This is a genomic window from Polyangiaceae bacterium, from assembly GCA_020633235.1.
In the GTDB taxonomy this organism is placed as follows: Bacteria; Myxococcota_A; Polyangia; order Polyangiales; family Polyangiaceae; genus JACKEA01.
Genome location: JACKEA010000006.1, coordinates 242,954 through 257,443 on the forward strand (window position 1 = coordinate 242,954; position 14,490 = coordinate 257,443).

General features: G+C 66.8%; 12 protein-coding genes and 2 tRNA genes. 7 read left to right on the top strand and 7 right to left on the bottom strand.

Annotation, left to right across the window (positions count from 1 at the left end):
* Positions 1–12 precede the first annotated feature (12 nt).
* A complete protein-coding gene (locus tag H6717_30830) occupies positions 13–441 on the top strand; it encodes a hypothetical protein (GenBank protein ID MCB9581467.1) in 429 nt (142 codons plus the stop codon).
* A gap of 3 nt (positions 442–444) precedes the next feature.
* Here the strand turns inward: H6717_30830 and H6717_30835 are convergent, their stop codons facing one another.
* On the bottom strand, positions 445–1,890 hold the full coding sequence (locus H6717_30835) for a protein kinase (GenBank protein MCB9581468.1): 1,446 nt from the start codon (positions 1,888–1,890) through the stop codon (positions 445–447).
* 60 nt (positions 1,891–1,950) lie between these two features.
* Positions 1,951–2,733, bottom strand: a complete 783-nt coding sequence (gene phnD, locus H6717_30840) for a phosphate/phosphite/phosphonate ABC transporter substrate-binding protein (protein ID MCB9581469.1) — start codon at positions 2,731–2,733, stop codon at positions 1,951–1,953.
* Positions 2,734–2,849: 116 nt separating this feature from the next.
* Between phnD and H6717_30845 the strand changes: the two genes are divergently transcribed.
* Both H6717_30845 and H6717_30850 read left to right on the top strand, forming a co-directional pair.
* Positions 2,850–3,155 carry a hypothetical protein gene (locus H6717_30845; protein ID MCB9581470.1) on the top strand — a complete coding sequence of 102 codons (306 nt, stop codon included), beginning with the start codon at positions 2,850–2,852 and terminating at the stop codon, positions 3,153–3,155.
* 90 nt (positions 3,156–3,245) lie between these two features.
* Positions 3,246–3,317: transfer RNA gene (locus H6717_30850), tRNA-Ala, on the top strand.
* A gap of 927 nt (positions 3,318–4,244) precedes the next feature.
* On the opposite strand, the gene H6717_30855 is transcribed toward H6717_30850, so the two are convergent.
* A complete protein-coding gene (locus H6717_30855; protein ID MCB9581471.1) occupies positions 4,245–6,071 on the bottom strand; it encodes an N-6 DNA methylase in 1,827 nt (608 codons plus the stop codon).
* Between the two features lie 263 nt (positions 6,072–6,334).
* Between H6717_30855 and H6717_30860 the strand changes: the two genes are divergently transcribed.
* Positions 6,335–6,916 carry a Uma2 family endonuclease gene (locus tag H6717_30860; protein ID MCB9581472.1) on the top strand — a complete coding sequence of 194 codons (582 nt, stop codon included), beginning with the start codon at positions 6,335–6,337 and terminating at the stop codon, positions 6,914–6,916.
* A gap of 25 nt (positions 6,917–6,941) precedes the next feature.
* Here H6717_30860 and H6717_30865 read toward each other — a convergent pair whose 3' ends face one another.
* The 4 genes from H6717_30865 to H6717_30880 all read right to left on the bottom strand — a co-directional run bounded on the left by H6717_30865 (position 6,942) and on the right by H6717_30880 (position 10,296).
* A complete protein-coding gene (locus H6717_30865) occupies positions 6,942–7,376 on the bottom strand; it encodes a hypothetical protein (protein MCB9581473.1) in 435 nt (144 codons plus the stop codon).
* Between the two features lie 127 nt (positions 7,377–7,503).
* On the bottom strand, positions 7,504–8,175 hold the full coding sequence (locus H6717_30870) for a translation initiation factor IF-3 (protein MCB9581474.1): 672 nt from the start codon (positions 8,173–8,175) through the stop codon (positions 7,504–7,506).
* A 38-nt stretch (positions 8,176–8,213) separates the two neighbouring features.
* On the bottom strand, positions 8,214–10,196 hold the full coding sequence (gene thrS / locus H6717_30875) for a threonine--tRNA ligase (GenBank protein ID MCB9581475.1): 1,983 nt from the start codon (positions 10,194–10,196) through the stop codon (positions 8,214–8,216).
* Between the two features lie 28 nt (positions 10,197–10,224).
* Positions 10,225–10,296, bottom strand: a tRNA-Val gene (locus H6717_30880).
* Between the two features lie 295 nt (positions 10,297–10,591).
* Here H6717_30880 and yajC point away from each other — a divergent pair.
* Genes yajC through secF form a run of 3 tightly spaced genes read left to right on the top strand, consistent with a single transcriptional unit; the run spans position 10,592 to position 14,380 of the window.
* On the top strand, positions 10,592–11,014 hold the full coding sequence (gene yajC, locus H6717_30885; protein MCB9581476.1) for a preprotein translocase subunit YajC: 423 nt from the start codon (positions 10,592–10,594) through the stop codon (positions 11,012–11,014).
* 9 nt (positions 11,015–11,023) lie between these two features.
* Positions 11,024–13,129, top strand: coding sequence for a protein translocase subunit SecD (secD, locus tag H6717_30890; GenBank protein MCB9581477.1), 2,106 nt, complete (start codon positions 11,024–11,026; stop codon positions 13,127–13,129).
* A 3-nt stretch (positions 13,130–13,132) separates the two neighbouring features.
* A complete protein-coding gene (gene secF / locus H6717_30895) occupies positions 13,133–14,380 on the top strand; it encodes a protein translocase subunit SecF (GenBank protein MCB9581478.1) in 1,248 nt (415 codons plus the stop codon).
* Positions 14,381–14,490 lie beyond the last annotated feature (110 nt).

Below are 14,490 nucleotides of genomic sequence, written 5' to 3' on the forward strand. Positions count from 1 at the left end.
CAAGCGGTCCGCATGCGCTGCGTCGTCTTCTCTCTGCTGTTGGTCGCGTGTCAGAGCGCACCGCCCCCCTCGGGCGCCGCCACGCCGAGCGCGCCGCCCACCGCGAGCCCCGATACGCCGGTTTCCTCGCCTCCCATGCAACCCGGGCCCACCCCGCCAGGAAACGAACCCGCGTGGGTCACCAAGGCCGTCGACCCGAATGCCCCGGACGATTGGCGCACTTGCTCCGAATCCAGCGAATGCACGCTGGTGCAGACGACCTGCTGCGACGTCTGCAACGGCGGCAGCGTGGTCACCGTCAACAACGCGCACGTAGCAGATGCAGAGCGTCAGTACGACCGTGGCGACTGCAGCCGCTCCGTGTGCACCGAGCGCGGGTGCATGACGCGGGCCGCCTGCGAAGGCGGGCGCTGCGTGCTGCAGTGGGGAAACTTCCGCTGACGCTCAGCGCGGCGGCAGCAGGTTCTCCGGGATGATTCCGGGTGGAATCAGTCCCGCGAAGTACGCGCCCACGGCACCGGCGACCAGGAGCAGCACCAAGAGCAACGCGATGATCCCGCCCTTGCCGCCCTTCTTCTGGGGTAGCTCCCCTTGACTGATGGGAGGCGGGAGCTGTTGGCCCGGCGCGGAAGCCGGCATCGGATGCGGCTCGGACTGAGGTATCGGATGGGGCACCGAGACCGGCGCTGACGCAGGGGCCGACGGGTAGTGCTCTTGCCGCATGTTCTCGTCTTCCAAGGCGGCGAGATTTCCCAGCTCGAAGCCTTGCTCCGAGGGCACGGGGTTCTGCACGCTGGAGCCGAGCCCCAGATCCTCTGCCCAGTCCATTCCCAGATTGAGGGGCGCCGAACCGATGTCCGCCGAGGAGCGATCTTCACTGCCCTCTTGCAGTGAGGTGAACTCGAAGAGCGCTTGCTCGATGAGGGAGCCGATGATCGACTTCTTGTTGGCCTTGCGGGCCGCATCGGTCTGGCGCTTCTTGACGACGGGCTCCACCAAAGCCGCGATGTCGAAGGAAGAAACGGGGCTTCCGAGGCCAAAGAGCACCGCGTTCAGGTCTCGCCCGAGGTCCCGCGCGGACTGGTAACGGGCCGTCGGATCCTGCGCCAGCGACTTCGCGATCACCGCTTCCAGATCCGGAGACACGGCGGGGTTCAGCTGTCGGATGGGCGGAACCCGTGCGGACTGTACCTGGCGTACCGTCTCCAGGTCCGTCTCGCCCTGGAACAGACGTCGGCCTGCGAGCAGCTCCCACAAGATGATGCCCACGGCAAAGATGTCCGTGCGGCCGTCGACGGGCTGGCCCAGGGCGGCCTCCGGCGACAGGTAGCTGAACTTGCCCTTGATGATGCCGGGCTCGCTCTTCTCGAGCTGGCTATTGGCTTTGGCCAGGCCAAAGTCCACGATCTTGACCTCGCCGTGCCGCGTGATGAGCACGTTCGGCGGCGACATGTCGCGATGGACGATGTGGAGGTTGTTGCCCTTGGCGTCCATCAGCTCGTGGGCGTAGGCGAGGCCCTCGCAGATGCGTACGCAGATGAGGCAGGCCACGCCGGGCGGAATCGCCTGGCTGTGCTTACGGCTGTACTCGATGATCGCCTTGAGGTCGGCGCCATCGACGTACTCCATGACGATGAAGAAGGTGTCGTCGCCGACGCCGATGTCGAACACCTGAACGCAGTTGGAATGCGACAAGTGCGCCGACAGCCGCGCCTCGTCGAGGAACATCCCCATGAACTGCTTCTTCTCGGCGAGGTGCGGAAGAACGCGTTTGATGGCGACGGTCTTCTTGAAGCCTTCGAGACCCGCGCTCTCCGCGCGGAACACCTCGGCCATGCCGCCAGAGGCGATCTTCTCGATGACTCGATAACGCTGTTGCTGCTGGGCCATCGTCCTTGCGCGCGAAAACGGAGCCTAGGGCTCGGCGGAGGGAGCGGTCAAGCCGAGGCTTCAGCTACGGGTTTCCGAATAGCGGGACAGCTTGCGCAGCATGGTGAAATGACCGTCCGGCACCGGATCGAAGCGACTGGCTTCGAACAGCGCGATCTCGCCCCGGAGGGACAAGAACGCCGCGGTGAGCTGGCGCTGGGCCGTGGGCGACAGACGCGTGCTCGCCATCAGCACGTCGCCCGGGATCGGTCCGATCAAGAGGATGACGCGGACGGCACCAACGGCTGCGGACTCCGAAAGCCAGGGGGCGGTCTTCAGCTTGCCCGTGACGGGGTCGAGCCCCACGTGCGTGGCGCCGGTGTCCGCGCGGCCTTCCAGCACGGCCTCGAGCACGGCCTCGTGGCTGCCCAAGAACTGCTCGTCGCGGAATGCCGCGTCCAGATCGATGCCCAGGGAGCGCAGGTGCCAGCGTGGGACCACGTAGCCGGAAGCGCTCTCTCGGGTGACCCACGCGGGCCGCGCGCCGTGGAGGTCTTCGGGCTTCTTGATGCTGGAGCTGGCTCTGACGAAGACGGCGCAGTAGTACCCCGAACGCTGCGTACGCTGCACGACGGCCACGGAGCTGGCGAGTTTCTGATCCTCGAGCTCCACGGCGACCAGCGGCGGAGCCCAAGCGATGTCGATCTCGCCTTGCCTCACGCCGTTCACCAAGGCGGAGTAGCTCTCCGCCGCCTTCGGTTGGATGGACATTCCCGTCGCGCGCTCGAGGTCGCCGCAGAACTGGGCCAAGGCTTCACGAGCCTGCTCGGGGTTCGCCACCACGCCGAAGTGAAGAGTCGTCACGGTCTCCGCGATGGTACTCTCCTCGGAGCCGCCTGCCACGACATCCAACCGTCGCGAAATGACGACGCAAATTTCACGCTGGTGCGGCGCCGGGGAAGCGATGCTAAGACGCGATCATGGCACACGACGAAGCGGTTCTTGCCAGTCACCCGGACGAGCTCGAGCCTGACGAGCCGCGCACGCCGTTGTGGATGCCGTTGCTCGGTGTCGTGCTGTTCTTGACTGCCGCCATCTTCTGGATCGCGACTCGTCCAGCGGGCAAGACCGCGGACGAGCTCAGCAAGGCTGCTGCGGCCAAGGTGCAGCAGGAGGAGCCCCCGGCTCCGGCGCCCGAGCAGGCGGCCCCCACACCCACGCCCGCCCCCATGCCTGGGCGAATGCCCGCAGGGCGCCCAACTGGCGGGCGCCCAACCGGCGGTTGAGGCAGCTAGGGCTTCCCGGTCGGGAAGCACGATAGCTCGAAAAGCCGCTCGCATTTTGGCCGGAGCTGTGTCAGGCTCCGCGCCCTTCCCGGGGCCGTAGCTCAGCTGGGAGAGCGCCTGACTGGCAGTCAGGAGGTCAGGGTTCGATCCCCCTCGGCTCCACTTTTCATAGTCCCACCCGCCCACCCCCACCGTAATCCTCCTTGGGGGCAAGCCCCAAAACCCCCGACGCGACTCGCTCCGCTTCGCGGTCGCTCGTCGCGGGCTCGCTCCGCTCGCCGCAACGCAGACTCGCGTGTGGCGATAGTTCCAAAGAGCACCCAGCCGGCGCCGGTCCCGGCCGGTGTTCCCACTCACCTCTCAGTTCCGAGACGTGATCTGATCGTGCCAAAGTCGGACTAAGGGGTTCCAGCTGCCGGGGCCCCAGCCCCAGCAGCCTTCGCGCGAGCGAGTGGTTCGCTGGCAAGCCCCCAAACCCCCGACGCGACTCGCTCCGCTTCGCGGTCGCTCGTCGTGGGCTCGCTCCGCTCGCCGCAACGCAGACTCGCGTGTGGCGATAGTTCCAAAGAGCACCCAGCCGGCGCCGGTCCCGGCCGGTGTTCCCACTCACCTCTCAGTTCCGAGACGTGATCTGATCGTGCCAAAGTCGGACTAAGGGGTTTCAGCTGCCGGGGCCCCAGCCCCAGCAGCCTTCGCGCGAGCGAGTGGTTCGCTGGCAAGCCCCCAAACCCCCGACGCGACTCGCTCCGCTTCGCTCGTCGCGGGAATGCGACTCGCTGCGCGAGGCTTGTCGCGCGCGGGTGTGCCGTCGCTCGTCGTGGGCTTGCTGAGCCCGATCGACGGTGACTCGGCGGTGTCCCGGGGGCTTGCGGATTGCTTGTTGGCTCCACGCGGAACCTCGCGGAACGCGGGCGCCATGGTTGGCCGGGCGCGGTGTGTGCGATGGACTCCACGCTGGTCGCTGGCGTGTTGTCGCGGATCGTGACCAGGGTGCGGCGACGCGAGGGGCCCTTCCTTCGAACGCGCTTCGCGATGCCCAAGGCGGTCGGGCCCGGAGTGGCTCGCGGCGGACCAACAAGAAGACGTAGATCAGAGCTTCGCGAGCTTCGGGGCGCGGGCGGCGAGGAACGTCAGGATCTCGTTGCGGGCGTCGCCGATGTCGAACAGATCGAAGACCACGGCGTCGAGCTCGCGGCGCAGTGCGGTGTCGATGCCGGAAGCGGTGGCGCGGCGGCACAAATCGGAGAGGCGCGCGTGGCGCTCGGGGTCGCTGGGGGGCGCGGGCAGGGCGCGGAGGTGGGCGACCTTCATCTGCGGGAACGCGGCCTGGCGCGCGTCGCGGCGCGCGGCGAGGTGCAGCGCGCGGTAAAGGGCGCTGTTGAGCAGCGCGACCACGAGCTCCGGCGCGAAGGCGTCGTGGGCGAAGCCGGCCAGCAAGCTGTTGCGAAAGGGCAGCCCGCCGTGGAGCGCCGCGATGGGCCACGCGGCGGTTTGGCGGATCACGAAACGCGCGCGGCGATAGTCGTCCAAGGGGCGGACGCGGCAGCGCGAGCGCGCGAGGACGTCCGCGTCGCGGTGCAGGTAGAGGCGCGGCGCGTCTTGACGGAACTCGTGCACGTTCCGCCCCTCGAGCAGCGGATAGTCGTGCAGTGCGTCGGGGGCATCCGCGCGCCGGAACAGCCGGCGCGACACTTCGCCGCTGCTCTGAAAGCCCATCTCGCCGAACAGCTCGGCGGGCAGCGGCGCGCGCTCGGCGAGACGTGACAACGCCGCGGGGACGCTCACCTCCGCGGCCTGGGCGGCGCTTCGCTGCCGCTCCACCAGACGCCAGGCGCGATCGCCGCCCCGCGGGTCCGCTCCGGGGTCGGCGATCAGGACGATGCACGGCTGCGTGACCCCGACGAAGGCGTCCTGGCCGAGCTCGAGCAGCGGCTCCCGCGGGGTGTGACTCTCCGCGAGGACGTGTCGCACGGGGCGATAGCCGTCCAGATCCGAAAGTGGGCTCGGGACGATGAGGGCGATGGTTCCGCGGGGCGCGAGGGCCGCAGCGCGCTCGACGAACAAGCCGTGCAGCGTGGGATAGCCGCGCAGCGTGCGGTAGTGCTCGCGGAAGTACGCGCGGAGCTCCGGCGCGAGGGGCTGTGCGGCGCGCCCGGCGTAGGCGATCCAGGGCGGATTGCCGATCACCACGTGGAAGCCGTCCGCGGCGTCGGGGAAGGCGGCGCGCCAGTCGAAGCCGCCGGTCGGAAATAGCGTGCGCGCCGGACCGGGCGGCGCGCCGACCAGCGCGTCGCCCACCGCGAGGCGTGGCACTGCGCCCGCGGCCAGCGCCACCGAGGCCTCGGCCACGGCGACGGCCAGGGCGCTCTTGTCCACGCCGAACAAGCAAGAGCGCGCGACGGCGGCGGTCGGCGCGCCGCTCTCGGCCGCGATGACGCCCAGCGCCGCGAGCAGGAACACGCCGGCGCCCGCCGCGGGGTCGCACACCCGTGTGGCGAGCCACGCGGCGCGCCGCTCGCTTTCGGGCAGCGCCGCGATCTCCGCTGCCCGTGGTGTCAGCGCTTCGCGCGCGACGCGCGCGGCCACCGCCGGCGGCGTGTAGAAGCTGCCGCTCTGCTTCCGCGCTCGCGTGCGCACCCAGCGGCCGTCCTTCACGGAGTGAGCCACGAGCAGCTCGTAGGCGCCGCCCACGGCTTCCACGGGCTCCTTTGCGAAGGCATCCACCAGAGTGTCGTGTCGCTCGACGCTCGGAAGCAGCCGGAGCGCCTTCGGCAGCTCTTGCTGGTGGCTCTCGGCCCAGGCCGACACCACATTGCGCATGGTGTCTTCACGCACCTGGTCTGCGTCCGCGCCCTCCTCCAAGAGGGCTGACGCCACCTCGAGCACGCTGCTCTCCATCGCCGAGCGGGCAGCCATGAGCCCGCGCAGCTTAACTCCTACTGGCGCAGTCCGGGGCCTCCGAGCTCGCCTCCACACCGAAGTCCGCGCCTGGGATCGCTCATCTCGTTCGCGAGCGCGTCAAACGGCCGGACGACGGCCGCGGGATTCCGCGCCGAGCCAACAGGAAAATCAGAATGTTGGTTCGGCGCGATACCCGTCGCGCTGCGAGCTCCGACGGAGTCGTCAGGGCCCAGCCCTCCCGCTGCCCCGAAGCTTCCTGCGTGGTAGTGTTCACACGCATGGTTTCACGCGCGCCGACGGTCTTCACCGAAGTCGAGTACCTCGCGCTCGAGGCCGCGAGCGACACGAAGCACGAGTTCGTCGATGGCGCCATCGTCGCGATGGCAGGAGCCTCCCCGGCACACAACGCGCTTGCGGCGAACATGACCGCCTCGTTGCGAGCGTTGTCGCGGGGCAAACCCTGCGTGACGTTGACGAGCGATCAGCGTATCCACGTCCCTACCACTGGCCTCTACACGTACGCGGACGTGCTCGTAGCGTGCGGTGAGCGCCGATACAAGTCGGGCCCGCCGGCGTCGATCCTCAATCCTATGGTCGTCGTGGAAGTAACGTCGGACTCTACGGAGGACTACGACCGCGGCAAGAAGTTCGTCAACTATCAGAGCATCCCCGAGCTACGCGACTACGTGATCGTTTCCCATCGTGAACGCCGGATTGATCACTACCGGCGTGCCGAAGGTGGTGAGTGGATCGTCGCCACGCACACGACGCTGGACTCCCGCATCGCTTTGACCGGTCTCGATGGCACCCTCACACTGGGCGACATCTACGACGGTGTCGACCTGGCAGAGGGAGCGTAGCCCGCCGAGTCAGGGCGGACGCCGGTCAGTCCCCGGGGACGTCGAGCGCCACGCCGAAGCGATCGCACAGTGACACGGGGTGCCCCGTGGCTCGGGCCGCGGCGATCAGGTTCGCGAGGGATCGACGCGTCGACTCCAGAAACGTCGGCGGGAAGGGGCGCCACTCCACCTTCAGGCTTTCGAGCGGCGGATCGTCGTTTCCCGTGCGTGCCGGCGTCACGCGCTCGTCGTCCAAGCGCACGTGGTACCGGGGCCCGCCGGGGTTTGCGCCGCCGAGGGTCACTGTCGTTCCGGAGGTACGCACGAGCATGCCCATGGGCGACGCGACGACGTCCCCGCTGCGCTCGTCGACGACCCAGGGACCGGGGGTCTGGGCCAGCCGCTCGTCGAGGGCCGCCGGCCCGAGGGCGTGCCGTTCCTCGATGCCGAACGCGAGCGGTCGGACCCCTGTCGGGGGCAAGCGCAGGCGACCTTGGCGGGGATGATGACGCCCATGGCGACGCGGCAGGGAGACTCGCGAGCTTCCGCGCCGAACCAACAAGAAAATCAGAATGTTGGTTCGGCGCGATACCCGTCGCGCCCCGAGATCAGGCGGAGTCTTCGGGCTGCGCGGGAGCTTCGTTGTCCGGCACGGAGTGGCTGGCGGAGCTGCCCTCGGCGCTGCCCTCCTCCTCTGCCTCGCGCTTGGCGCGCTCGTTGGCGATGCGCTGCATCACGGCGGGCCGCGGCGCTACCGTCAGGGCCATGGTGCGGCCCTCCATCGCCGGGGATTGCTCCACGTGAGCGATGTCGTCGAGGTTCTCGAGAATGTAGGTCAGCTGCTTGTGCGCGATCTCGGGGTGGGTGATCTCGCGACCACGGAAACGGCAGGTGACCTTCACCTTGTTGCCACCCTCGATGAACTTGCGCGCCGCCCGAACCTTCACGTTCAAGTCGTGGTCGTCCGTCTTGGGGCGAAGCTTGATCTCCTTCACCTCCACGACGGTCTGCTTGCGCTTGGCTTCCCGCTGCTTCTTCTTCTCCTCGTACTTGTACTTGCCGAAGTCGAGGATCTTGCAGACGGGAGGCATGCTCTTCGGGTTCACCTCGACCAAGTCGAGGCCCTTCTCCCGGGCACGCTTGAGGGCATCTTCCGTCGCCATGACGCCGAGGTTCTCGCCATCCTCGGCCACGACCCGGACCTCGGGCACGCGAATGCGGTGGTTGATACGGATTTGCGGACCTCGCGGCTCGCGGCTGAATCGTCGCCCCATTGCCATGTGCTGGTACTTCTATGCCCTTCTCCGGCCGAGCCGGTTCATCCGTCTTTCACGTGCAGGCGCGGCGGCTTGGCTTCAGCCAGTAGTCGCGCCTGAAACTCGGAAACTTTCATGGCCCCGAGCTCGCCGTCTTCCCGGGAGCGCGGGGTCACGCTGTCGCTCTCTGCCTCTTGATCGCCAATCACGGCGATGTACGGCGTGCGCATCATGCGGGCGTTGCGGATCTTGGCGCCGAGCTTGTCGGAGCCGGCATCCAGCAGCACGCGCAACCCGGCCTCCGAGAGCCGCGCGCGCACGCCCTCGGCGTACTCCGCCTGCTTCTCGCTGACGGTCACCAGGGTGGCCTGCTCCGGCGAGATCCAGACCGGGAACTTGCCGGCCACATGCTCGATGTACATGCCGAAGAAGCGCTCGATGGATCCCAGGATCGCTCGGTGCAGCATCACCGGCGTGTGCACGGCGCCGTCCGCCCCCACGTATTCCAGACCGAAACGCTCGGGCATGGAGTAGTCCACCTGGATGGTGCCGAGCTGCCAGCTGCGGCCAATGGCGTCCGTCACGTGGAACTCGAGCTTGGGTCCGTAGAAGGCGCCCTCTCCGGGCAGCTTCTCGAAGGGAAGCTTGGACTCCACCAGCACGCGCTCGAGGGCCGCTTCGGCTTGGTCCCAGAGCTCGTCCGAGCCCACGCGCTTTTCCGGTCGCAGGGCGAGCTTCACCCGGACGTCCGCGAATGAGAACGCGTGGTACACCTCGAACAAGAGCTGGTTGAAGCTCTTGATCTCGCTCTCCATCTGCTCCGGCGTGCAGAAGATGTGCGCGTCGTCCTGGCAGAAGCTGCGCACCCGCGCCAAGCCGTGGACCACGCCGCCGCGCTCGTAGCGGTGCAGCCGCCCGAAGTCCGCGATGCGCCAGGGGAGCTCGCGATAGCTGCGCTTCTTCTGTCCGAAGATGAGGCAGTGGCTGGGGCAGTTCATGGGTTTCTGGCCCAGCGTCTTCAGGTCGAAGGCTGCCGCGGAGTGCTTCTCTTCGAACTCGCTCTTGGCTTCGTCCACGTCGTCCGCGGTGACCGGCAGGTACATGTTCTCGCGGTAGTTCGCGAGGTGACCGCTGGTGGCGAACAGCTCCAGATCGAAGATCTGCGGGGTGATGACCTCGTCGTAGCCGTAGTCGACGTACAGCTCGCGGATGTAGTCCACCAGCCGGTTGTAGATGGCGGCGCCGCGCGGCAAGAAGAACGGCATCGCCGGCGCGTAGTCGTGGAACATGAACAGCTCGAGCTCTTTGCCGAGCTTTCTGTGGTCCCGCGCCCGCGCCTCTTCCAGGCGCTTCATGTGCTCGTCCAGCGCCTCTTGGGTCGGGAACGCGGTCCCGTAGATGCGCTGCAGCATCGGGTTCTTCTCGTCCCCGCGCCAGTAGGCGCCGGCCACGCTGAGCAGCTTCACTGCGCCGAGCTTGCCGGTGCTGGGCACGTGCGGCCCGCGACACACGTCCACCCAAGTGCCCTCCGGGCGGCCTGGGCTGCCGTGGCGATACAGGCTCACCGCCTCTCCCTCGGGGATGGCGTCGATGATCTGGCACTTGTAGTGCTCGCCCATCTCCGCGAAGAGCTTCTTCACCTCTTCGCGATCCACCTCTTCCCGATAGAACGGCTTGTTGGCCTTGATGATGCGCCGCATCTCTTTCTCGATGCGGGCCAGGTCCTTGTCCGTGAAGGGGCCGTCGGGGCGATCGAAGTCGTAATAGAAGCCTTGGTCGATGGCCGGGCCGATCGTCACCTGCGTGCCGGGGAACAGCCGCTGGACTGCGTCCGCCATCACGTGTGCAGCGGAGTGACGCAGCACCGCGAGGGCGCGGGGGTCCTCCACGGTGAGGGGAGTGACGTCGCTGTCGGGCGCCACCGGCGTCATCAAGTCGACGACCTCGCCGTCCACGAGCACGGCGAGCACGGCCTTGTCGAGCTTGCCCGCCTGTTCGAGAAGCTCGCGCGGAGTGGTGCGCTGAGACTCCGTCACGGCCGTCACGAGGTCACGGTCGAGCGCACGCGGTTTGTAGGCGCGGGCAGGATTGAACTGCCGACCCCTACCGTGTCAAGGTAGTGCTCTACCACTGAGCTACGCGCCTGGATCTGTGGAGATCGGGAAAGCAGGGGACCGATCGACTACATCCCGGCCTTCAGGGTGTCAAGACGTGCAGACTGCAGCCTGACGATCCTGTACGGGCGTGCACCCTCGACGGAACCCCCAAAATCGGCCCGACCCCCCAGCTTGCGCGGCCCTCGGAATGTCGGTATAGCCGGCGTCCCTCGTGGCCCGGCGACGCGCTCGCCGCGCACGTGGATGAGCGTTCGCCGCCCGGGTTTCGGCGCGTGCGGACCAACCGATTCGCTTCAGCTGGCAACGCACAAAGAGGTAATCGCTTGGCAACGGCCGCATCCTTCTACCAAGCCGTGCCCCCGGCACCGGGCCGCCCCCAGCAAGGGCAGCCCGCCGAGGTGAAGCCCGCCGTGACCCAACCGGAGAAGCCGGGAGGGAAAGACGCCCCGCCCGCAGGTGGCGAACAGCCGGGCTCCCTCAGCTTGCTGTTCCCCATCTTGCTGCTGCTCCCGCTGCTTCTCATCATGTTCTTCTCCTCGCGCTCGCAGCAGAAGAAGCAGCAGCAGGTGATTTCTTCGTTGAAGAAGGGGGATCGCGTGGTTACCCAAGCCGGGCTCGTCGGAAAGCTCGTCGAGCTCGGGGATCGCTACGCCAAGGTGGAGGTCGCACCGGGCGTGAAGGTCGAAATCTTGAAGTCCGGCCTTCTCGGCAAGGACACGGGGGACAACGCCCCCGAGAAGAAGTGAGCGGCAGGCGTGGTCCAACACATCATCGCGTACATCTTCGGCGGCATCTTCGCGGTGTTCGCGCTCGGCGGTTACCTCAGTCGATCCAAGCGGCTTCCGCTGTGGGTCGGGGCTCTGAGCGCAGCGGCTGCGGGTGGAGCCGCCTGGAGCGATGCCTTCTGGCCCATGGTGGCCCTGGGTGTCCTGACTCTGGCGGCGGGCTTCGCCGCTACCAACCTGGTGGACCTGAACTGGCGGGTTCGCGCCGGCGTGGTGCTCTCCGTGGGGCTGTTGGGCTTCTTCGCCCTGTGGCCCACGCTGGAGGTGCTGACCAAACACAAGCTGCCGTGCCCCACTTTCGTGAAGGATCGCATCGGCTTCCGTCTGGTCGCCGGTCTGGATCTGCGGGGTGGCTTGCGCCTGGTCTACACGGTGGACGTGGACGAGGCCATCAAGGACAAGCGCGACCGCTACTACGAGGAAATGCGGGCGGAGCTGGCCAAGATCCTCAACCTGCACTCCGGGGACGAGCGGCCCAGCGAGGAAACGCTGGCGAAGCTTCGTGAGAAGGTGAAGCTCGAGGCACCCCGGCGCCCCGCCAACGTGATCCGCCTCACGCTTCTCGGCGACACGGATCCCAACATCATCGATTCACGCTTTCTGGAGCGCTTCCGGGGTGACCTCACCTATTCCCAGAGCGCGGACAAGAAGAGCTGGAACTTCCGCATCAAGGAAGAGGCGGAGACGGGCATTCGCCAGCGCGCTGTGAATCAGGCCCGGGAGATCATCCTGCGCCGCGTGGACGAGCTCGGCCTGCGCGAGGCCGCGGTGAGCACGCGAGACGAGGACATCATCGTGGAGGTCCCGGGCGAGGACGAAAAGAGCTTCGCCAACATTCGGGACATCATCAGCCAGACGGCTCGCCTCGAGTTCAAGCTCCTGGACGACGACACCGACTTCATGGGTGAGGTCGCCAAGAAGGCCACCAAGGAGAGCCTGCCGGAAGGCCTGGAGTTCCAGCGGGAGAGCGCTCCCGTGGGTCTGGACGAGAACGGCGACCAGATCAACAAGCAGCTGGTCTACGCGTTCCTCCCCATCAAGAAGGACGAGAAGGCCCAGCAGACGCTGCAGCGCTTCAAGGAGTGGGTCAACACGCTGGAAGTCCCGCCCGATCGCGAGGTGGGCTTCGAGCTGGTCTACAAGACGGACCCCGACACCCTGAAGGAGACGGAGAACGGCTGGCGCACCTATCTGCTCAAGAGCCGGGCCGAAATCACGGGTGATCTGGTGCGGGACGCCGCTGCGGTGCCGGATCAAGGGCAAGGCAGCCTGGGCGGCTGGCACGTGGCCATCACCTTCACGGACCAGGGCGGCCACATCTTCGACAAGATCACCAGCGCCAACGTGAAGCGGCGCTTCGCGATCATCTTGGACAACCGCGTGGAGAGCACCCCGGTCATCCTGACGCGCATCGCCGGCGGCAACGCGAGTATCACGCTGGGCTCCAACGATCCGGAGATTCAGCTGCGAGACGCGCGAAAGCTCGAGCTGGTGCTGCGGTCCGGTGCGCTCCCGGCCCCCATCTCACCCACCAACGAGCAGCGCATCGGTCCGTCCTTGGGGCGGGATTCGATTCGCCTGGGCGTGGAAGGCGCGTTCGGCGGCGGCCTGTTGGTGCTGATCTTCATGGTCCTGTACTACCGGCGTGCCGGGTTCATCGCGGATATCTCCGTGAGCATGAACCTTTTCCTACAGCTCGCCGTGCTCGCCAGCTTCAGCGCTTCCATGACGCTGCCCGGCATTGCGGGTCTGGCACTGACCATCGGCATGAGCGTGGACGCGAACGTGCTCATCAACGAACGCATCCGTGAGGAAATACGAGCCGGAAAGAGCCCAAGGGCTGCCGTGGAGCTCGGCTACAACAAGGCACTGTCCGCCATCGTCGACGGGCAGCTCACTACCTTGATCTCCGGCATCGTGCTCGCTCAGTACGGCACCGGTCCCATCAAGGGCTTCGCCGTCACCCTCATCGTGGGCGTGACCATCAGCATCTTCACCAGCTTGGTCGTCAGCCGCGTGCTGTTCGACCTTTGGGTCCGCGGTTTCGGCCGCCTCAAGCGCCTCGACATCGGCTGAGCCATGCAATTCTTCCCAATCGGCAAAGTCTTCGACTTCATGAGCAGCCGGCGAATCTTCGTCGGCGTCAGCGTCGTCGTGGTGCTGAGCTCCATCGTCGCCATCATCTACCCTGGCCCCCGCCTGGGAACGGACTTCAAGGGCGGTACGGAGATCGAGGTCGCCTTCAAGGCCCCCACGTCCAGCGGAGAGATTCGTGAGGCCGTGCGGAACGCCGGGTTCTCGAACCCGGACGTCATCAAGGTGGACGACGAGAACAACCCGAACCGATTTCTGATTCGGGTGCAGGAAGTCTCCACCATCAGTGAAGGCAAGCGCGCGGAGATCGAGGGGCAGCTCTGCTACGGCGAGAACCTCGACGCGACCCAGTGCCCGGAGGCCAAGCAGAGCACCGAGGTGAAGTTCTCTCCGGGCGGCGACAAGATCACCGTTCGTTTCCGGGATACGCCGGATCTCGCTTGGGTGAAGGAGCGCATGAGCAAGGTGGGGGGCATCGAGCTCCGCGCCGGTGCCAACAACCCCACCATCCAGAATGCCCGCGATCACAAGGTGGAAATCCAGCTGATGAGCAAGGGCGACCAGCTCATGGCCGGCCTCCGCAAGACGCTGGGTATGGACAAGGTGCCGGATACGGCCCTCCGCGTGGAGTGGATCGGTCCCAAGGCGGGCGCCCAACTCCGGGACGCCGCGCTGAAGAGCATCGCGATCTCGCTCGTCTTCATCATGGCCTACATCGCGTTCCGCTTCGATCTGCGGTTCGCTCCCGGCGCCGTCATCGCCCTGATGCACGATGCCGTGGCCACCATCGGTGTGCTGATCGCGCTGCACAAGGAGCTGAACCTCACTACCGTAGCCGCAATCCTCACCATCATCGGCTATTCGGTGAACGACACGGTGGTGGTCTACGACCGTGTTCGCGAGAACCTGGGCAGGCTCCGTGGGGCCACCTTCGTGAGCCTCATCAACGTGAGCCTCTCGGAAATGCTGAGCCGCACCATCCTCACCAGCGGCACCACGGTCATCAGCTTGTTGGCGTTCTTCGTGTGGGGCACCGGCGCGCTGAAGGACTTCTCCCTCACGCTCATCATCGGCATCCTGTTTGGTACCTATTCGTCGATCTACGTCGCCTTGCCGCTTACCGAGTGGCTGGACCGACTGCTCTTTGCCAAGGGCAAGGACAAAGGCAAAGGCAAAGGCACCGGCAAGAAGTCGAAGAAGCGGACGACCAAGAAGGCGTCCGCCACCATCTGACGTAACAGCACCCTCCGGCGCCGTTGCCCTCGGGTAACGGCGCTTCTTTGTTTCCATCGACGTTCCGCCGTGAGTCCTCCGGCACGGCGGTTGCTGAGGTGCTCTCGGCG